General features: G+C 37.7%; 20 protein-coding genes. 9 read left to right on the forward strand and 11 right to left on the reverse strand.

All coding sequences use genetic code 11. The features are described from left to right. Window positions 1-15: 15 nt before the first annotated feature. Window positions 16-471: an Lrp/AsnC family transcriptional regulator gene (locus tag KTJ10_RS02185; protein ID WP_000376211.1), complete on the reverse strand. Its 456-nt coding sequence runs from the start codon at window positions 469-471 to the stop codon at window positions 16-18. 156 nt (window positions 472-627) lie between these two features. Here KTJ10_RS02185 and KTJ10_RS02190 point away from each other — a divergent pair, with 156 nt between their 5' ends. After that, window positions 628-1,239, forward strand: coding sequence for a LysE family translocator (locus KTJ10_RS02190; protein WP_086355143.1), 612 nt, complete (start codon window positions 628-630; stop codon window positions 1,237-1,239). Window positions 1,240-1,308: 69 nt separating this feature from the next. Here KTJ10_RS02190 and KTJ10_RS02195 read toward each other — a convergent pair whose 3' ends face one another. Continuing rightward, entirely contained in the window at window positions 1,309-1,920 is a 612-nt protein-coding gene (locus KTJ10_RS02195; protein WP_262441240.1) for a LexA family protein, read from the reverse strand. 287 nt (window positions 1,921-2,207) lie between these two features. Here KTJ10_RS02195 and KTJ10_RS02200 point away from each other — a divergent pair, with 287 nt between their 5' ends. Continuing rightward, entirely contained in the window at window positions 2,208-2,441 is a 234-nt protein-coding gene (locus KTJ10_RS02200) for a hypothetical protein (RefSeq protein WP_002114518.1), read from the forward strand. Window positions 2,442-2,499: 58 nt separating this feature from the next. On the opposite strand, the gene KTJ10_RS02205 is transcribed toward KTJ10_RS02200, so the two are convergent. Next, window positions 2,500-3,810 (reverse strand): KGG domain-containing protein, encoded by a 1,311-nt coding sequence (locus KTJ10_RS02205; RefSeq protein ID WP_262441241.1) that lies wholly within the window; start codon window positions 3,808-3,810, stop codon window positions 2,500-2,502. A gap of 476 nt (window positions 3,811-4,286) precedes the next feature. On the opposite strand from KTJ10_RS02205, the gene KTJ10_RS02210 reads away from it, so the two are divergent. Then, window positions 4,287-4,688, forward strand: coding sequence for a DUF6367 family protein (locus tag KTJ10_RS02210; protein WP_130172808.1), 402 nt, complete (start codon window positions 4,287-4,289; stop codon window positions 4,686-4,688). Between the two features lie 140 nt (window positions 4,689-4,828). After that, complete coding sequence (locus KTJ10_RS02215) at window positions 4,829-5,707, forward strand: SDR family oxidoreductase (RefSeq protein ID WP_032056399.1); 879 nt, start codon at window positions 4,829-4,831, stop codon at window positions 5,705-5,707. Between the two features lie 54 nt (window positions 5,708-5,761). Here the strand turns inward: KTJ10_RS02215 and katE are convergent, their stop codons facing one another. Both katE and KTJ10_RS02225 read right to left on the reverse strand, forming a co-directional pair. Further along, entirely contained in the window at window positions 5,762-7,906 is a 2,145-nt protein-coding gene (gene katE / locus KTJ10_RS02220) for a catalase HPII (RefSeq protein WP_262441242.1), read from the reverse strand. Window positions 7,907-7,947: 41 nt separating this feature from the next. Further along, a complete protein-coding gene (locus tag KTJ10_RS02225; RefSeq protein WP_262441243.1) occupies window positions 7,948-9,366 on the reverse strand; it encodes an iron-containing redox enzyme family protein in 1,419 nt (472 codons plus the stop codon). Window positions 9,367-9,683: 317 nt separating this feature from the next. Between KTJ10_RS02225 and KTJ10_RS02230 the strand changes: the two genes are divergently transcribed. From KTJ10_RS02230 to surA1, 3 genes are all read left to right on the forward strand, one after another. Next, window positions 9,684-10,160, forward strand: a complete 477-nt coding sequence (locus KTJ10_RS02230) for a CinA family protein (protein WP_033850233.1) — start codon at window positions 9,684-9,686, stop codon at window positions 10,158-10,160. A gap of 279 nt (window positions 10,161-10,439) precedes the next feature. Then, entirely contained in the window at window positions 10,440-10,652 is a 213-nt protein-coding gene (locus KTJ10_RS02235) for a hypothetical protein (RefSeq protein WP_033850235.1), read from the forward strand. A 115-nt stretch (window positions 10,653-10,767) separates the two neighbouring features. Further along, a complete protein-coding gene (gene surA1, locus KTJ10_RS02240; RefSeq protein WP_033850237.1) occupies window positions 10,768-11,085 on the forward strand; it encodes a surface antigen protein 1 in 318 nt (105 codons plus the stop codon). Between the two features lie 193 nt (window positions 11,086-11,278). Here the strand turns inward: surA1 and KTJ10_RS02245 are convergent, their stop codons facing one another. Then, complete coding sequence (locus KTJ10_RS02245) at window positions 11,279-11,425, reverse strand: hypothetical protein (RefSeq protein ID WP_171265353.1); 147 nt, start codon at window positions 11,423-11,425, stop codon at window positions 11,279-11,281. 905 nt (window positions 11,426-12,330) lie between these two features. On the opposite strand from KTJ10_RS02245, the gene KTJ10_RS02250 reads away from it, so the two are divergent. Next, window positions 12,331-12,633, forward strand: coding sequence for a hypothetical protein (locus tag KTJ10_RS02250; RefSeq protein ID WP_068972722.1), 303 nt, complete (start codon window positions 12,331-12,333; stop codon window positions 12,631-12,633). Here the strand turns inward: KTJ10_RS02250 and KTJ10_RS02255 are convergent. Then, window positions 12,626-13,531, reverse strand: coding sequence for a LysR family transcriptional regulator (locus tag KTJ10_RS02255; RefSeq protein ID WP_262441244.1), 906 nt, complete (start codon window positions 13,529-13,531; stop codon window positions 12,626-12,628). The genes KTJ10_RS02250 and KTJ10_RS02255 overlap by 8 nt on opposite strands. Before the next feature lie 112 nt (window positions 13,532-13,643). Between KTJ10_RS02255 and KTJ10_RS02260 the strand changes: the two genes are divergently transcribed. Next, on the forward strand, window positions 13,644-14,882 hold the full coding sequence (locus KTJ10_RS02260; RefSeq protein ID WP_262441245.1) for an SGNH/GDSL hydrolase family protein: 1,239 nt from the start codon (window positions 13,644-13,646) through the stop codon (window positions 14,880-14,882). Between the two features lie 47 nt (window positions 14,883-14,929). Here the strand turns inward: KTJ10_RS02260 and KTJ10_RS02265 are convergent, their stop codons facing one another. From KTJ10_RS02265 to KTJ10_RS02280, 4 genes are all read right to left on the reverse strand, one after another. Next, window positions 14,930-16,285 carry an MFS transporter gene (locus tag KTJ10_RS02265; protein ID WP_262441246.1) on the reverse strand — a complete coding sequence of 452 codons (1,356 nt, stop codon included), beginning with the start codon at window positions 16,283-16,285 and terminating at the stop codon, window positions 14,930-14,932. Between the two features lie 100 nt (window positions 16,286-16,385). Then, complete coding sequence (locus KTJ10_RS02270; RefSeq protein ID WP_262441421.1) at window positions 16,386-17,675, reverse strand: DcaP family trimeric outer membrane transporter; 1,290 nt, start codon at window positions 17,673-17,675, stop codon at window positions 16,386-16,388. Window positions 17,676-17,953: 278 nt separating this feature from the next. Continuing rightward, complete coding sequence (locus KTJ10_RS02275; protein WP_262441247.1) at window positions 17,954-18,625, reverse strand: class I SAM-dependent methyltransferase; 672 nt, start codon at window positions 18,623-18,625, stop codon at window positions 17,954-17,956. Window positions 18,626-18,696: 71 nt separating this feature from the next. Next, entirely contained in the window at window positions 18,697-20,391 is a 1,695-nt protein-coding gene (locus tag KTJ10_RS02280) for an AMP-binding protein (protein ID WP_262441248.1), read from the reverse strand. Window positions 20,392-20,465 lie beyond the last annotated feature (74 nt).

The following is a 20,465-nucleotide window of genomic DNA, read 5'->3' on the forward strand; positions in this document are numbered from 1 at the left end:
TATATCTGATGATTCTTAGCCAATCGGGAATAAACGTTCAGGCACTACATCTTTCATCACAATGGTTGAGATGAGTCGTTGCACACTTGGAATAGCAGATAATTTTTCATCGTACAAACGCTGAAAAGCAGGTAAATCTTTAGCAACCACATGTAGTAAATAATCTGGCTCACCAAACAAACGCTGTGCCTGAATAATTTGCGGGATGTCAATCACGGCATTTTCAAACTTCTCGACTGCCTGTTTATCGCCCTCTTTAAGCGTAATAAAAACAATCGCTGAAAATTCAAATCCCACTAAGTTTGGGTCGAGTTCTGCCCGATAACCTTTGATAGCTCCTGACTCTTCTAAAGCCTTTACTCGTCTATGACAAGGTGAAATGCTCAAACCGACTTTTTCTGCCAACTCGGTAATAGATAATCGGCCATTTAATTGCAATTCAGCAAGAATCTTTTTATCTGTGCGATCCATTTAGAAAAATTTACCCCAAATGAGTGTGATATGAGCAAACATTTAAAAGCACATTCTAAATATATGAGCATATTATTTTCAACAAGCTCGAATAAATAGGGATTTTTTCTAAACCACGAGCGAAACCTTTGGAAAATAGTTTGCTGAGATAAGCATATGGCTTTTAACATTTTTATTGCATTTTGGAGTGTCTCCATTCTTTTTATTATTACGCCAGGGGCAGACTGGGCCTATGCCATTTCAGCAGGGATTAAAGGCAAAGTCGTCGTACCCGCCGTCGCAGGTATGCTATTTGGACACTTTATTACGATTTTATTGGTAGCGGCTGGTGTTGGTCTGCTTGTAGCAAATAATCCAACTGCTCTAATGATTCTTACTGTTGCGGGTTCTGCTTATTTGTTATGGATGGGTATAAATTTATTACTTACCCCTCCTACTCCGAACGAATCTGGTTCTGAAAAAGCTCAGTCATGGTTGAGCTGGGCAACCAAAGGCGTTTACGTGAGTGGATTAAACCCGAAAGTTTTTTTACTCTTTTTAGCCCTGCTTCCTCAGTTTATTGATACTACTGCTTCATGGTCAGTAACAACACAAATTCTTGCCTTTGGTGTTGTTCACATGATTAGCTGCGCGATAATTTACTTAATGGTGGGTTATGGTTCAGAGGCTATTTTAAAAACCAGACCACAAGCAGCACAGTTAGTTGGTCGTTTTTCAGGTGGTTTGATGATCATTATCGCAACGTGCTTATTGATTGGGCAAATTTAAAAGTCATTCAACAAAAGTTACTGGCCTCCATTTCAGGTCAGTAACTTAAATAATAAATATAAGAAAAAATTATCTCATTCGTTTGAGGTTATAAGTCACCACTCCCCAAATCACCAGTTCTTGCCCCTCTTCAATATAAATATTCTGATAATCAGGGTTCTCTGCTTTCAGCCAAACTTTAGGTGGATGAAATTGACTATCAATCATTAAGCGCTTCACAGTAAAATCATTGTCGATGAGTGCAATCACAATATCACCTGATTTAGCGGGAATGCTACGGTCCACAATAAGCGGATCATTAATATCAATTCCAGCATCTAACATGGATAAAGAGTTGGCTTTAACAATAAACGTGGCATTTTCATTTCTAATTAAATATTCATTTAAATCGAGTGCTTGCTCAATATCATCTTGCGCAGGTGAAGGAAAACCTGCCGCAACACGTTCAGTTGCCAAAGGAATGTGGTAAATTTTATCGTTATTCGGGTGGACCTGTTGGACATTAAGTTTTGATTTAAAGTCGGTCAAGTTATTGGTTTTGACATTATTCAGTAACCAATTTTTGATAAAGTTAACTTGAGACTCGGGAACACGAATGACTTTGGTGGGTTCATTGAACTGTGCTTTACGTCCGGCATTTTCTCGTGCACCGCCATGCTCGAACTCTTTTTTCTTTGGCATATTGCCTCCATTCCACTGTTCAAATCCTACACAAATAATGTAACTTGAAAAAGTTACATTTTCAAGTTGACGAAATATTTTTTTTGCATAACAATAAATCTCATGATCAGATTTTAATCCATTTTGCTTTTAACAGGGATGTTTTAACCAAAATGGCAATTTGAAGAAAATCAAAACCTATTTCGGAATAGTCGTTATCGCTGACTGTTTTTTGATTTTTATCAAATGAGATTCTGAACACTTAACATTCTGGTTAAATTCAGTTTTTTGGTATGGAGACATGCGAAATGAAAAATCAACGTGATGCGGTTTTAGGTTATGCAAATGAGCAACATGCTTACTATATCCGCCTAATTGAAAATGATGCGGTTTTAGGTGAAAGCTACGGATTATTTTGTGAAAATCCAGATAGCGAAGCAGCCGAAAGTATTATGACGACACTTTTTTTGAAAAAATCTTTTTGGTTAAACGGTTCTGAATACCTTGATATTGTAAAAGGCCTACAACCTCTCCCTCAGTAAATAAGTAAGCTAAAAAACAAAGGAGGCAAAAGCCTCCTTTGTTTTTAAAACATTCTGCTTAAGACGTAAAACGTCCGTAGGCATCACGTTTTTGATTACGAGAGTTTTGACCACGGCCATCATAATCATCGTCGTCATCACGGCTGCGACCTCGCCCTCGTCCGCCTGAACGGCCTCCGCGATCATCATCATCGTCGTCATCACGACTACGGCCACGGCCTCGTCCGCCTGAACGGCCTCCGCGATCGTCATCATCATCGTCATCATCGTCGTCATCGCGACTACGGCCACGGCCTCGTCCGCCTGAGCGGCCACGATCGTCATCATCATCGTCATCACGACCGCGACCACGACCTCGTCCGCCTGAACGGCCACCGCGATCGTCGTCATCATCATCGTCATCACGGCTGCGGCCACGACCTCGACCACCTGAACGGCCTCCGCGATCATCATCGTCGTCATCATCACGGCTGCGACCTCGCCCTCGTCCGCCTGAACGGCCGCGATCGTCATCATCATCGTCATCACGGCTGCGACCTCGGCCTCGACCACCTGAGCGGCCTCCGCGATCGTCATCATCATCGTCATCACGGCTGCGACCACGACCCCGACCACCTGAACGGCCTCCGCGATCGTCATCATCGTCGTCATCACGACTGCGGCCTCGGCCACCTGAACGACCACCGCGATCGTCATCATCATCGTCATCACGGCTGCGGCCACGGACTCGACCACCTGAACGGCCTCCGCGATCGTCATCATCATCGTCATCACGGCTGCGGCCACGGCCTCGTCCGCCTGAACGGCCTCCGCGATCGTCATCATCGTCGTCATCACGGCTACGGCCACGACCTCGGCCACCTGAGCGGCCACCACGATCGTCATCATCGTCGTCATCACGACTACGGCCACGGCCTCGACCACCTGAACGGCTACCGCGATCGTCATCATCATCGTCATCACGACTGCGGCCACGACCTCGTCCGCCAGAACGGCCTCCGCGATCATCGTCATCATCATCGTAACGGCTGCGACCTCGATCACCTGAGCGGCCACCACGATCGTCATCATCGTCGTCATCACCACGACCGCGGCCACGACCAGTACGGCCATCATTTTTATGGCTTAATGCACCCGCTTCACGCGCTTCTTCAGAGGTAAATTCATGAGCGTTACCACTTGTATGGGCTGCTCGGCCAGCTTCACGAGCTTCTTCAGAGGTAAACTCATGTGCATTACCACTCGCGTGAGCAGCTCGCCCACCTTTGCTAGCTATTTCTCGTACTCTTTCAGGATCCATACTTGCAAATCCACGATTTGAAGTACCTGATCTATTGTTATCATCATCTTCATATCTAGTATTAGCCATAGTTATATCTTCCTATATTTAATTATAGTCACTACCGCTTTTGGTTAACGGATTTAATAACAATAGAATATCTATAATATTTTCCCACCCAAGTGATGTATCAATCCTTTTAAATGTATATCAAACAAAAAATTAAATTTCTTATAAATGCATTATTTTTAAAATATTTTAAAAATTTTAATTATTAATAATTTTACTCTTTAAATATTGGACATACTCATTATTACCTAAGGGCACACTACAATATATTTTTACAAACATAGTTAAAATAATTTAACTGATAACAAAAAAAATTTAAAATGTACAAAACAGTAAAATAACACAACATCAGGTCTATTGAGAAAATAACAAGCAAACAATTATTTTAATTAAAAAAACAACAACATATATCATTACATTTTCAGAATTAATTTACTTGAGAGATTTATATGAATATTTAAAACTAATTTTAATAAGATGGTTTGAGTAACTTAACTATGCAATTAAAAAATCAACAGTCAGCTCTACAATATATCCATATTTCCATTCCTGAAATTTTACTAGGACATATTAAGTCCAAAAACTCATGGCAGGACTATGACAAAGAATGGAGCTATAGATTAGACCCACCTCATGCAAGTCATCCTTTCCAAAGAGATTTATACATTATTAAGTCAAAAAATATAGAACGTGAAGATATAAAACTGTTGCTAGATAATATAGCTATTAAAAATAATAAAAATTCAGAAAATATAGATGGAGCAAAAGAAATTATTAAAAAAATATTAGACTTATCTAATAATATACCCATAGAAAACTGGTTAGAGGATACAGGAAATAGATCTATTATTGAAAGCATGATTGATAAAAATAAAATCAAGTTAATCGATATTATTTAACCCTTAAATATAAAAATATTTTTTTACATCCTTATAAATAAAATAACAAAGACAACTTATTAAAAAATTCATTTTACTCACATTTACGCGATAAAAGCTCACTATATGAAAATTAGATATTACAACCGAGGTATTTAAAAATGGAAAACTCAACAAACCAGTATCCAACATCTGCCCCCGCACAAGTTCAATCTCATCAACCAGGCGATCAGGAAAAAATGCATCCTGAACCTGAGATTATAAAAAGCTCACATAAAGGTAGCGATAAGCTAAAAGGTAAAGTTGCCGTTATTAGTGGTGGCGATAGCGGTATCGGGCGTTCTGTCGCAGTATTGTTTGCTCGTGAAGGTGCCGATATTGCAATCCTTTATCTTGAAGAAGATCAAGATGCTGAAATCACTAAACAACTCGTTGAAAGAGAAGGACAACATTGTCTTTTATTAAAAGGTGATATTTCTGATCCAGATGTGGCAAAACTCGATATTGATAAAGTTCTACAACATTATGGAAAAATTAATATTTTAGTGAATAATGCTGGCGTGCAATATCAACAAAAGGAAATTGAAAGTATTAGTAATGAGCAATTAGAAAAGACATTTAAAACTAATATTTTTCCAATGTTTTATCTTACTAAAGAAGCTATTCCTTATATGGAAGAAGGCGACAGTATTATTAATACAACCAGTATTACCAGCTATCAAGGCCATGATGAGCTTATTGATTATGCAAGTACCAAAGGTGCGATTACGACTTTCACACGTAGCTTATCAAACAATTTAATGAAGCAGAAAAAAGGAATTCGGGTGAATGGTGTTGCACCAGGTCCGATCTGGACTCCATTAATCCCAAGCAGTTTCGATGCAGAAACGGTTAAGGAATTTGGTAAAGACACACCAATGGGAAGAATGGGACAACCTAGTGAAGTTGCACCTGCTTATCTTTTCCTTGCCTCAGATGATGCAAGTTATATTACAGGTCAGGTGATTCATGTAAACGGTGGTCAAATCGTAAATGGTTAATCCCTAAGATATAAAAAAGCCCTGAAGTTAAAACTTTCAGGGCTTTTTTGTTTGTTAAGCCGGTATCTGAGCAGCTATTTGTTCTCGTGACCAAACACGATGAGCCATAATCAAGTTTTTGAACTTTTCAGCAATCGGCTGGAATTCATCTCCAACAAGAGTGCCTTCATCGGGAACTAAACCTAGTGGTTCAAGTAAATCAGATTTATTACCTAAAAACGCAATTGGTTTTAAATGCTTGTAAGCCTCTAATAGATAATGGCGAGTTACTCCGTCTTGCAGCACGGCATTTAAGTTATCGCCATCAGGAATAATCACTGCATCATACGCAATTGACGGTTCAGCCATCTGCATGCCATCAGCCACAATAATGTTGTCTTTATGGTCTTTTACAGGAGCTAAGCTTGGCGCTAATAAATGAAGAGTCACCCCTTCTTTAATTGCCCAGTTTTTCATCGCTTCTAATGAATCAGATTTGACTAAATTATGGATGAGTACTGCAACTTTTCGACCTTGAATATCTTGGGGCGGGAAAGCCAAGAAAGATAATTTAGCCGATTTTTCAACTGCAGTTTTTCTATAATCTAGCGTTAAATCAGGCACTTCAATTCCTAAATTAGCGCCTACTTGTCGTGCTAAGTCGAGATCAATATTTGCCAAAATTTGTTGAACTTGACGCTCACGAATATGTTTTCGTTGCACTTTACTTAATTCAAAAGTATAGGCATCGACCACATGCTTTTGCTCATGAGGGGCAAGGCTCTTGTAGTAAAGGCGCGGTTGAGAAAAATGATCAGAAAAAGTTTCACTTCTTTGGCGAAGTTTGTGTCCGCTAATCTGTTCAGGATAGCTTTCAAAACCGCCGTTTGAAGCAGCAGGTGGCGTTTCGGCTGGCCAATCATTATCAATTGAGTTTGGTTGATATGAAGCCTGCCCTTTATGAATCGTATGTTGGTGAATACCATCACGTTGATTATTGTGGAATGGGCACACAGGTTTATTGATCGGAATTTGATGGAAGTTTGGTCCACCCAAACGACTTAACTGTGTATCGGTGTATGAAAATAGTCGTGCTTGTAGAAGCGGGTCATTTGTAAAGTCAATTCCTGGCACAATATGTCCCGGACAGAAAGCCACCTGCTCTGTTTCTGCAAAGAAATTATCTATATTTCTGTTCAAAACAAATCGCCCAATTGGTGTCACTGGAACCAACTCTTCAGGAATAATTTTTGTCGGGTCCAATAAGTCGAAGTCAAAGTTCATCTCGTCTTCTTCTTCAACAATTTGTACACCGAGTTCCCATTCAGGATAAACCCCATTTTCAATGGCTTCATAAAGATCGCGACGGTGGAAATCTGGATCTTTACCAGCAAGCTTTTGAGCTTCATCCCAAACTAACGCACTTAAACCTTGTTTAGGGGTCCAGTGGAATTTCACAAAATGTGATTTACCTTGGGCATTAATAAGACGGAATGTATGAACCCCAAACCCTTGGATTGAGCGTAAATTACGAGGAATAGCACGGTCTGACATTGCCCAAATCACCGCGTGTGCTGACTCAGGTACTAAAGACACAAAATCCCAAAAAGTATCGTGTGCAGATGCTCCTGTTGGCATTTCTGTATCTGGTTCAGGTTTTACAGCATGAACGAAGTCTGGAAACTTAATCCCATCTTGCACAAAAAACACAGGCGCATTGTTACCGACTAAATCAAAATTACCCTCTTGGGTATAAAATTTAATGGCAAAACCACGAATATCACGAACCGTATCAGCAGAACCACGTGGTCCCTGCACTGTTGAGAAGCGTACAAAAATTGGAGTTTGAATGGTTGGGTCAGTCAAAAAACCGGCTTTTGTTAAGCGTTCATTTCCTTCATAAGCCTGAAAGTAACCATGAGCACCCACGCCACGTGCATGCACAATACGCTCAGGAATACGTTCATGGTCAAAATGAGTAATCTTTTCTCGTAAAATAAAATCTTCTAATAGTGTCGAACCGCGAATACCTGCTCTTAAACTATTCTGGTTATCAGCAATTTTAACCCCTTGATTTGTGGTTAATGCTTCATTGGTTGCATCGTCTCTGACTGAGTCTAATTGTTCAGTTTTTTGGGTAGTATTGGCTTTATTTGCAGCGTCAGCACCAGCCATTTCACTTGTTTTATTTGTTGATTTAACATTATCAGTCATGTTCATTACCTATGTTTTAAAGTTAAACGTGGGGTGAATTAAAAACTTCAAGAGTTAGTTTTGTTAAAGGAACTTAAATATGGAAAAAGGAGCTCGACATATTTACGTGTGCTCCAAAGCCCAATGCTTTTATGGTGTGAATCTGGAGCCAAAAACGGAGTCAGCTTGCATATTTTTATGGCAAGATCAGGTGTCTGACGTATACGCTCTTGGAGTGCATCTAGTTCGCCATCAGAAATATAGCTAAACAGATAATCTTGAATACGCTGGCTAGTCTTAAGTTCTCTACTGTAGGCCAAGAAGTTAGAAGAATGATCACTACCAGCAATCCAATCATGAATAATTTGACGTTCTACAGGGTTAAATACCCCAAACATTTTTCCATTTTCTTCATTAATCATTCGCCAGAACACGCTCTGTTCAGGGTCGGTGTTCAATTTAATCCACTTATGATCAATGAGATGTGTAACCAAGCCTTTAACGTCTTCTGGGTTTGATAACCATTGGTTAATGGTTTTACATCCAAACTGTCTGGTTTCGTTATGTATTAGCTGACCCACGAGCGCTTTTCTTTTTAAAATTTTAAGAACTAAATCTTCAAGATTTAAATTTTTAATAATTTTTGAAGAAGAGACACCATGGTTATTAAGAGCAAAACCACGTTTTAATTTATTAATGAAAGCTTCTTTATCTCTGTATTTATCGTAAATATTTTCTATAACTTTAATTGCTTTATCTGCGTGTCCGTTATCAATATTGTCGATAGTGATGTGCAAATTAAAATATTTAGAATCAATACCCAGTTCAGCAAGTTCATAATTACTAATGAGTAAATGCAGTGGCAGTTGCTCATAACCTAAATTGAAGCCGACAATTTCGGGAATAAACTCAGGTGGAGCATAACCAAGCGCCAGCTGAATCACGGCATTATGATAGTATTCATCCTCTAAAAGTAGATCAAAACTATCAAGCCCCAGACTACGTAACAAATCATCATAGATACAGACATGGTTTGCTTTCGGCTCACCGAGTCCCAGCTCTTCTAGATAAGTAATAATAAGGTCATGAAAAACCGGATCGTTCCAGTAGTGAACTGAGCTATATAGCCATGCACCGTCTACTTTTTTAGTTGGAGAAACTTTAATTAAAAATTCAAATGCCTGACCGACATTCTGGAAATACTCTCTCTCACCCCCACTTTGTCTACGGTTTAGATAAGCCTGAAATAACTCACAATTTTGTTTATTGTCGTTTTCAAACCATTCTTTAACTGTATTTATAGTTGCAGGAAAATCAATTTCCTTTTGATCTATTTTATCTATTTCTTCATTAAGAAAATCTCTTGCTTTCTTCTCTTTTTCAAAACTAGAAATATCAGGATCAAGGAAAAAAACAAATAATTCGTAATAGTTCTGTTGATTATCTTGTAATAGGTCTAATAATCTTTTTTTCACTACAACAGGCATTTCTATTCTCCTTTAGTGAGATATAAACCACCATACTTTATGAAAACCATAATCCCAGCCCATCTTTGTTATATTACGTTATCAAGAAATAACATATAATTTTTAAATTATTAAAATTCAACAACATAAAACATAACAAAAACTTACATTCTCAACTTTAGAATAATTTAAATATTTGCTTTTATAAAAAAATATATAAATTATAAATTTTAATTACACTTGAGTTACTTTTAAAATTATAAAGACTAAAAACTTAACAAAAACAAATTAAAAATAATCTTATAACTAAATTAAAAACAATTGCAAGGAGAATACAAATGTTTAACTCATGCTGCAAATTACTAGCACAAGAAAAAATTAAAATCGCTTTTTTTGAAAGTGCTTCGGCAGGTTATTTAGCTTACCGCTTTTCTTTGAGTCCCTATTCAGGTGATATTCTTATTGGGAGCTTAGTCAGTTACGACTTACGTGTTAAAGAAAATACACTTCATATTTCACCTGAACTCATTGAAAAATATACACCTGAGTCGATGCAAGTCACTGTAGAAATGATCAAAAAAGGTAAAGAACTCCTGAATGCCGATCTTTATATTGCGTGTACAGGATTATTAAAAAAAGGAGGTTCTGAAAATAAAGAAAAACCTGTAGGCACCTTTTTTTATTGTATTTATTATAAAAATAATTTTTATAATTTTAGACGTATATTTAAAGGATTACCCTATCTTAAACTTAGACAACTGCTCTATTACATTACTCAAGATATAGAATATATAATATTAGATAATAAAAAATAGCTTTCCTTCATAAAAGATAACAAATACATATTTAGAAATGATCATAGCTTTTATTTAACCTCTGTGTACCCAAATGTAATTTTAACTATATTCATATTAATTATGTTTAATCATTAAAATTACATTTTATAGAAATCAAGGTTTTATTTAATTTTTAAATTTACATTTAAATATAGGGTAACACCCCAAAGCTACACATTAAAAAAATTCATGTTTAAATAAACCTATCTGAAGCTCTCAGATAAAACACACATCATAAATGATATGAGGTAACTAAAGATGAGCACTACTAATAATCAAAGCAATCAACGCGATAATCAACAGCAACAACAACAGCAAAACGACAACCGCAACAACCAACAGCAGCAAGGCAATCAACAGCAACAGAACAATCAGCAACAACAGCAAAATGACAACCGCCGCCAACAACAAGGCTCTAATCAAAAAGATTCAGGCCAACAAAACTCAAATAACAATAATCAGCAACGTTAATCCGTTGCTGACTTAAATGTCATTTGATGCGGTCATTCATTTTATTTAGGAAGGTGCTCTCACCTTCCTAAATTTAACACAAGCATAAAATTAAATAAGAGAAGAGGAAAAACTGATGACAGATCAAAATACAGACCATACTCGACTAGTAGCTGGCGACCATAATTATTCTGACTCTCGCTGGCGAGAAAGTTATCTTACTCGACCTTATTATCAAGAAGCTCAATTAACTACGCCAGATCTGGATTATGATCGTGACTTTTCTGCAGCTTATGAACTAGGTCACCGTGCCCGTTCAGAATCTAAAGAAGGAACTCAGTTTGAAGATATGGAAGGTAGCTTGCAACAAAAGTGGGAAGAACTCAAAGCTGAATCCCGATTAAAATGGGAACATGCAAAACAAGCCATTAAAGATGCATGGGATGACATGTGACATCCTTAATTGCTCCAAAGCATATAGCTTATTTCCTATTGGCCCTGGGAAATAAGCTTTTTTTTATGGATGTGTGTATTAAACAATACTAACCAATTGATTAATTTTATATTTTAATTTTTTATTATGTTACATACTTTATAGAAAAAAGTTAAGGAAACCCAAATAACTATGAGTTTCCTTAAATAAAAAATTATGAATTTTTATCTATTTGTTGAGAAGTGGTTGGATCATTAGAGCCATGTGTTCCATCATCATCTGTTGAATTTCGATCTTGGCAAGCGCTCATACCCATGGCGATTGCAACAACCATACTCACTGCACAAAAAATTCTTAACATTGAGGCCACCCTTATAAATCTTAAGATGTAGGCTTATGAATAACATTATCTTATGTTGGCCTACTGCTGTGGTTCTCTTAAGTTTTGTAGATTGTGCAAGCTTTTGTAAAAACTTGAATAAAATAAATGATAAAAAATTACTCTTCTTGCAATTGATATTTTATTTAAAATTTGGCAATAGCTATTTATTTAATTACGCCATATTCATAAAATTAAATTTGGTTACTCTTTTTTGCTTTATGTTTAGTCAAGTCATTGAACACGAACACTATATAAATAAACAATTAATAAATATTTGATATATAAACATTAAAAATTATTTTTATAATCATATTGAACCATTATTCAATAATTCCAATTGTAAATAACTCATTATTTTATTAATGAAAATTTAAAAATATTAATATTTGTTTATATAAACCAATCTTTTATTTTTGCAATTGACCCGCTTTAAGGCTCAGCTTATGATGCTCCGGCTGACCTATTTTGTCAGTCGGTTTTAGCAGACCGTCTACCTAAGCGCACTAAAAACGAGTTTTTTGGTGTGTAGCCCCTCGTGCCTTTGACGGAGGAACGGGAGTGGGACACCTTCGGGTGTGCTGGTTTCTTAGGTATCAGTCTGCTAACCCTCTTTCGTTTCACCACCATAATTAATAGCAGTGATTGGGCGCAACTTCTTTTATCAAGGAGTCTCTAATGACTATTATTTTATATCGTGTTATTTCATCTACTCTTCATTACGTTATCGATTTAGCTGAAACTATTTTCAAGAAAAAGCTCTATTTTTTTATGTTTCTGCTTTCTTCTTTGTTCAGAGTAAATATTTCCATATTTAAAGCTGGATAAAGACTAGAAAATTTCTATAAACAAGACTTAACGATAACAACAACCAATGAAGAGCAATAATGATGTTTTTTTTATATCGTATTGTTTTAGTGTGCACCCTATTAATAAGTTCTATAAATTTATTAGGTTGCAGATCTATTAGTAAAAATGAATTTAATACACATTGTGTTTGGGCTGGTCGTGCACTTTCACAATGCAACTGTATTTATAACTCTTTAGAAAAACATTATTCGCCACAATTTGTTGAGAACTTACCTAAAGTAAGCTTACAAAATATTGATGCGGATATGCACTTTGTGGAAACAATGAATGAAACAATGCACCAATGTCAGTTAAGTGCCAGAAAAAGTTTAATTAACTAATATTCGCATGCTCTACTAAGAAATCCAGAAAGGCCCTTACACGCTTAGGGACATATTTATCATGTCCTATCCAAACAGCATGGAATTCTTCCGAAGCATTGATATTCCAATCTTCAAGGATTCTAACCAACTGTTTTTGTTCTAAAGCTTTTTGGACTTGGAATTCATTAAGCTGTGCAATACCAACTCCTGCAAGCGCTAATTGTAAGATTGCCTCTCCATGATTTACTTTTAAAACTCTGGTGGGTGTAAGTGTGATTTCTTGAACATCTTTTTTAAAGAGCCACGTTTTGTTTTGGCGTTGATAACTCACATCTAAAAGCTGATGTTCGTATAACTCTTCTGGATGCTGCGGACAACCATTCTTTTCAATATATGTAGGTGAACATAAATAATGTTTCTGAGTGCTTCCGAGTGAACGAGCAACCAAATTTGAGCTTTTCAAAGGCCCTGTTCGAATTGCGACATCAATTCTTTGCTCAACTAAATTAATGACTTCATCACTCAAATGAGCCTCTAATTCAATTTGTGGATAGCACTCGTTAAATAGAGAAATACAAGGCAATAAAAAGTGCGTCCAATATGAAAAACTGGTATGGATTCTAATTCGCCCTTTTGGCATGTGATTTGCCGTAACTGATTGTTCTAGTTCATCTAAATTGTTGAGTATTTGAATGCCTTGCTCATAAAACTGACAACCTTCACTGGTAAGTTGAAATTGGCGTGTTGAACGGTTCAGTAGCCTAACTCCAAGCCTTTTTTCTAAACGAGAAACTAACTTACTCACAGCAGACGGCGTCATGTCACAAGCTCTTGCGACTGCTGAAAAGCTTCCTAATTCGACTACTCGAATAAAAATTGCCAACTCACCAGAGCGATTAACATCAAAATATGACATAACGAAATCTATTTATGAATTTATTTCACAAATCTTATTCCGCTTATCTCGCTATAACAAGCCAGCAATTTGTTTCAAGATAACTTTAATTCGTTTTTAAAGAGTTCAAGAGATGAAACTTTATCAATCTGCCCTATTCTCTCTCGTTTTATTTACGAGCTTTGCACAAGCAGAAGTACAAAAGAGCGAATGGATTACCACTTGGGCAGCTAGTCCACAAAAAGTCTGGAATAAAGATTTCGTTTTTCCAACCCTAATCCCAGAGCAAATATCTAATCAGACTATCAAACAAATCAGTCAAATTAGTTTAGGTGGTGAAGCGGTTAGGCTTGTTTTTACAAATCAATATGGGGATCAACCGCTTTATATTGATAAAACTACTGTGGGGTTAGTCAAAGGACAAAGTCTTAAATCAAAAAGTGCTTATCCAGTTTATTTCTCTGGAAAGCTTAAAGCACAAATTTTACCAGGCAAACAACTGATAAGTGATCCAATCCAGCTCCCTGTTCCCGATCATGCGCAGTTAATGGTAAATACCTTTATTCAAAGGCCAACTACATTTAAAACTTTTCATTGGGATGCGAAACAAACCAGTTGGCTCATTACAGGCAACCAGACTGCGAACTTAAATACGCCTAGTAGTGCCAAAACTACAACTGCGCGATTATTATTGTCGGCTGTAGAAGTAAAACCAAAGCGTAAAGCCCATGTTGTTGCTGTCATTGGAGACTCAATTACCGATGGAGCAACTGCAACTTTAGATGCAAATACTCGATGGACCGACTTTTTAGCTAAGCGCTTATCGCCACATCAAGTCGCGGTCATTAATAGTGGAATTTCAGGAAATCGACTACTCACAGACGGTATGGGTGACAGTGCTTTAGATCGTTTGAAAAAAGAAGTATTTCAATATTCAGGTGTGAAAACATTAATTGTTCTGGTTGGTATTAATGATATTTCATGGCCTGGTACTGCTTTTGCACCTAAACAACAAATACCGACTTTTGAAGCACTCACTCAAGGTTATAAACGTGTTGTAGATGAAGCACATCGCCAAGGTATTCAAGTGATTGGGGCAACTTTACTTCCATTTTCAGGTGCCTTACCCAATACACCGTTAGATAATTATTACCAACCGAATAAAGACCAATTACGTCAGCGCATTAATCACTGGATCAGAACCAGTCATACATTTGATGGGGTTCTTGATCTTGAGCAAGGCTTAAAAGACCCTAAACATCCCGATCGATTAAATCCAATTTATGATTCGGGTGATCATTTACATCCGAATGACCGTGGTAATCAACAAATGGCAAATCTGGTTGATGTAAACCAGTTACTCCATAATTAATGTCTAGATACAGGTAGGAATTTGCTTCCTACCTGTATCAATATGAATTAATTCCCCTCTAACTCGACATTAAGTTTTGGTGTAATAGGCTGTTTTTCAGCTGTATATCGTCTTAAAACCATGACGGCGAAAAGCGCTAAAATTGCAGGAATTGCGATCATCACAAAATTCATCTTATGTGGTAATTCCAACCCCAATAACAGGCCTGTTAAGATAGGTCCAACAATAGCCCCAATTCGACCTACACCAGAGGCACAGCCAATCCCAGTAGAACGCACACTTAGTGGATAATATTGTGCAACGTAACTATAAAGAAGAATTGAAGTACCAATCGTTGCTGCTCCTGCAACAGTCACTAAACCATATAAAACATAGGCTGGTGAGTTAAAGCCTAAACCGACTAAAGCGACAACACCTGCCAGTAGCATTCCCATAATTACAGGTTTTAAATGGAATTTATCAGACAAAATACCCCCACCGATTGAACCGATCATTGCGCCAACATTTAGGGCAAGCAAAAATAAAATACTTTTGCCCAATGAATACCCTGCTGCCAGCATGAGTTTTGGTAACCAGCTACTTAAGGCATACACCATGAGTAAGCACATAAAGAATACGAGCCAAAACATGAGTGTATTGAAAGCACGGCCTTGCTGAAATAATCCCTTTACAGAACTACCTGTTGGAACATTATCTTCATTAAGCACTAAGTGCGTAGTGATCGTTAGGTTTTGTTCAGGTGAAATCTTTTGAATAATGCGCTGGGCTTGCTCAGTCTTACCCGTCTTAACTAAAAAGGTTAAAGACTCAGGTAAAAACTTCCAAATGACAGGTAATAAAAATAGTGGGATACCGGCAATTAAAAACATAATTTGCCATCCTTGACTTTCAACCAGATAACTACCGATTAATGCTGAAAGAATCCCGCCAATTGCATAACCACTAAACATACTCCCCACCAGCGTACTTCTTATACGTTTAGGTGCATATTCTGATGTAAGTGCAACTAAATTTGGCATGACCCCACCAATACCTAATCCCGCCAAGAACCGAAGTACCCCAAACTCAAATGGGCTTGATGCAAAAGCACCTAAAAAGGTAAAACCACTAAAAAAAGTCACACAGATTAAAATTACCTTTTTACGGCCTATTTTGTCTGCCAGTGTTCCAAAGAACATCGCCCCAAACATCATTCCGCATAGTGCCGTACTTGCTAACATCCCCGCCTGTACAGCTGTTAACGACCACTCTTGCATTAGCAAAGGCAATACAACGCCATAAATCACCAGATCGTAACCATCAAAAATAATAATTAATAAACACCAAAGTAAAATACTCCAGTGAAAAGGGGTAAATCTGGCCTGATCAATAACTTCATTTACATTTAATTTAGATGTTGTCATTTACTCACCTCCTTTGTGAGATAAATTCATATTCAATTTTTTAAAACGACATACTGCACCCTAAAGAAAAAACAAATTATTCAAGGTTTTATTGAATAAATTAAAAGTCATAACTCGCCATCATATTGAAGCGGTTATCAATCCCGTTACGTCCATCAAAAGTTTCTCGTTCGCCATACACATATTCGACGCCCAAGGTAATTGGTTTGTATGGGTTATACAGTGCATTCACCCAGCTTTGCCAAAGCTCTTTGTTTGGAGTGGTGTTATTACGTTGCAATTCAGCAAAACGGTTATCATCTTTGGCTTTCATATAGCCGTAGCCTAAAGTCGAGCGAATTTGTGGTGTAAATTGATGAGTAATACCTAAAGAAACGGTATCAAATTCATTGCTATGAATATTGTTTTGATCATCTATTGCATAGCCGCTGTTACTCCATAGCAAGAAACGCCCATCTCCTTTGACATGGTAATAATCGGCTTTGAGTAATGTATCGGGCGTAATTTGGTATTTACCGCCCAAGCCTACGCCCCAAGCGACTTCCTCATCATGATTAGTTCTTTTTTCAGCAACAAAGCTACGTCCCGATAACATCGATCCATTAGTAAATTTATGATTTAAGCGCCCTACCAAGGCTGGTAAACGCATTTTATTATCTGGATCTGAGGTCGCAGTATATTTCGGATCTTCAACCGATATTGCAAAGCTTGTATTTGCCGTTAAGTTATCGCTATAGCGAACTAGCGGTGATCTTAATAATGCACTGCCTACAAATGTGCCCGCGTCAATCGTTTCCGGATAATATTCAGGTGCAATAAATGTTGACCACGTTTGGCCGATAAGCCATTTATCAAACGTTAAATAAGCATGGCGTATTCGAAACTGATCACGAGTGGCTGCCCCAAAGAAGTCCATTTCTAACTTTCCGCCCACCTCACCCGCGGCCGTCGGGGTTTTAAAATTCAGCCCGAAACGTGTCACATTAACGGTGCTGTGCAACTGGTCTTTTTGAGCAGATTCTTCTGGCGTATTTTCGAGTGGAACACCGCTAATATTGTTATACATCGTAGATGCCCCTTTCATTTGATAAGAAGCATCTGCCCGTATATAACCATATAAGTTAAATTCTGCACCAGACTTGGTTAAACCTTGCTGTATTGGTGGTACGGGTACGGCTTGAGGAGTCGCTGAATTTGCTAGTTCCACTCGTCCTTGCGATAAAGATTTTTGCGCCTGCATATTGGCTTGTAACATAGCCCGAAGCTCTTTCACTTCTTGGCGAAGTTGTGCTATTTCAGGATCTGTTTGACCTGCAAAAGCAGAAGACACGAACAGGGTCACAGAAACAGCCAACAGGCTTTTTTGAACCGTTGTATTTAAAGCATTTATCATAAAACTTTCCTTTTTTGATCTTTAATTCGACTTAAAGATCTCGACATCCTTTTTGTTATATACCTATCTAAAACAGGCTCTTAAACATCAGACTTTCTTCCTCTAGAAAGTCTTCCTCATATTTTTTAGACAAAACCTCCCTTAAGCAGCATTGAGGCCACTTTTTAATGTGTTATAGGTAAAGCTAGTTCTTCTAATTTTTTTCGTTTTTTATATTCTCATCCTCATTGAGAATATTTAGGTGTTAAGACAACATTCCTTTGTCTCTACTGACATTATTTTTTTGCAATAAAACCCTGATAAGTCAAAATCTGCGTATATGGCTGTACGCTCTCGAAACCAGTCTTTTGCAAAAGTTTGATATATCCTTCAGTGGTTAAGCTAAAAAAGTCTTGTGCCATACGCTCTAACATTTTCTGACATTGGTCTTCCGTTAAACATTGATCCAAGCATAAATAACGTAGTGCTTGAAGCTGCTGTGGGTTTACACACGTCATTAAATCGTAAGTAAGTAAAACCGCTTTTTCCTTTAAGCGATCATAAATATCTTTAAAAAAAACGGGTTTTATGTCATCTGCAATAAAATGAGCCACGAGAATAGAAAGTGCAGCATCAAAGCAATTTTCCAGAGGCAAAGCCGAAGTTTCACCGTGAACAAAGGTTACTTGTGAAGATTTATCTAAAAGTTCAACCTGTTCCTGAGCTTTTTGCAGCATGGTCAAAGATGGATCAACTGCTGTAAATTTCCAGTTCGGATGTCGTTTAAGTAAATATTCGAGTTCATACCCCGTGCCACAACCCACAATTAAAATATGAGCATTTGGTGATAACACTGATTGCAAAATGGCATCCACCTGTTGATGGATCACCTCATAACCCGGAATTAATTTACGAATATGTTCGTCATATCCTTCGACTACCTTTGGGCTATTAAAGTCTTTTGCCATTTTGCTTATCCTCTATTTAAGCTGCCTTTCAACTTATAGTTTGCTGCACTTTGACCAAACTTTTAACCTCTTTAGTCAAAGACATTTCCAGTTAAGTTAAGTTCAGCTCGCATAATTTCCTGCAATTTAAACTTCTGCGCTTTGCCTGAAGCTGTCATTGGAAACTCATTAAAGAATCGGACATAGCGCGGCACTTTATTATGAGAAATATGCTCTTTGCAGAATTGGCGAATGCTGTCTTCATCAATTTGATGATGCTCATGCAAAATAATACAAGCACAGAGTTCTTCGCCATATCTGGCATCTGGCAAGCCAATGACTTGGACATCGCTTACATCTGGATGAGTGTATAAGAAATCTTCAATTTCTTTTGGAAAGAGATTTTCCCCACCACGAATCACCACATCTTTAATACGGCCTTTAATTTTAATAAAACCGTCTTGATCCATTTCGGCAATATCACCTGTATGCATCCAGCCAGCTGAATCAATGACTTCTTTGGTCTTTTCTTCTTCGCCCCAATAGCCAGCCATCACTGAATAACCGCGAACGCATAGCTCACCCAAAGTTCCTTGCGGAACAATCTGCCCTTCTAAATCGACAATTTTAATTTCAACATGCGGATGGACATGCCCAACTGTGCTTACTCGTTTATCAATCGAATCATTTACCGAACTTTGTACACTCACTGGCGAGGTTTCAGTCATACCATAACAAATGGTGATTTCAGACATGTGCATGCGGTCTATAACCCGCTGCATAATTTCTCTTGGACAAGGACTACCTGCCATAATGCCCGTTCTTAAACTCGACAGGTCAAACTCATTAAACTGTTCATGTTCTAAGGTTGCAATGAACATGGTGGGCACGCCATAAGCTGCCGTACAACGCTCTTGATGAATCGCTTTTAAAGTTTCTAAAGGATTAAATACCGCCGATGGATAGACCATGGTTGAACCATGCGTAACGCAGGCTAAATTCCCCATCACCATGCCAAAACAATGAAACAATGGCACAGAAATACACACTTTATCTTGAGGGGTTAAACGAATGCCTTCACCGACAAAATAGCCATTATTTAAAATATTATGGTGGGTCAACATGGTCCCTTTAGGATTACCCGTTGTACCTGAAGTAAATTGAATATTAATGGTTTCATCAAACTGAAGTTGCTTGGTTAATAGTTTTAACTCTTCTAGCTGTTCAGAGGTTGGCGCAGTGACTAAATCACTAAAGCGATGAATACCCGTATGATGCTGATCATCAATTTTAATGACAAATTTTAAATGTGGTAGTCGCGCTGAACTCAGCACTTTATCTGGACTGATGGTTAACTCAGGGGCAATTTTTGTGAGTAGTTCTTGGTAATCCGTTGTTTTGAATTGAGAAGCAATAATCAATCCTTTACATGAGACTTTATTCAACACATATTCAAGTTCATGGCTTTTATAAGCTGTATTTAGATTGACTAAAATAATCCCTGCTTTAAAGGCTGCAAATTGGGTTACTGTCCATTCCACACAATTAGGCGACCAGATGGCTAATCGATCACCTTTTTTTAATCCCAATTTTAAAAGGCTACAAGCAAAAGCATTTACTTCATCCTGTAAAGCTTTATAGGTTAGTCGTCTGTTTTGATGAAAACTAACGATTGCTTCCTTTTCAGCATATTGCCGACAGGCTTGATCAAATTGTTCACCAATGGTCATACCCAATAAGGGCTGTGTGCTTGGTCCCGAGGCGTAGCTTAACCGTTCTTGTTGCATTGAATCATTCTCCTTGATTCTTCTAATTCTCTTCTTACCTGATCTAATTGTTGTTACTGCAACTATTTTTCTAA

The sequence above is a fragment of the Acinetobacter sp. WU_MDCI_Abxc222 genome (assembly GCF_025514755.1).
Taxonomy (GTDB): Bacteria; Pseudomonadota; Gammaproteobacteria; order Pseudomonadales; family Moraxellaceae; genus Acinetobacter; species Acinetobacter geminorum.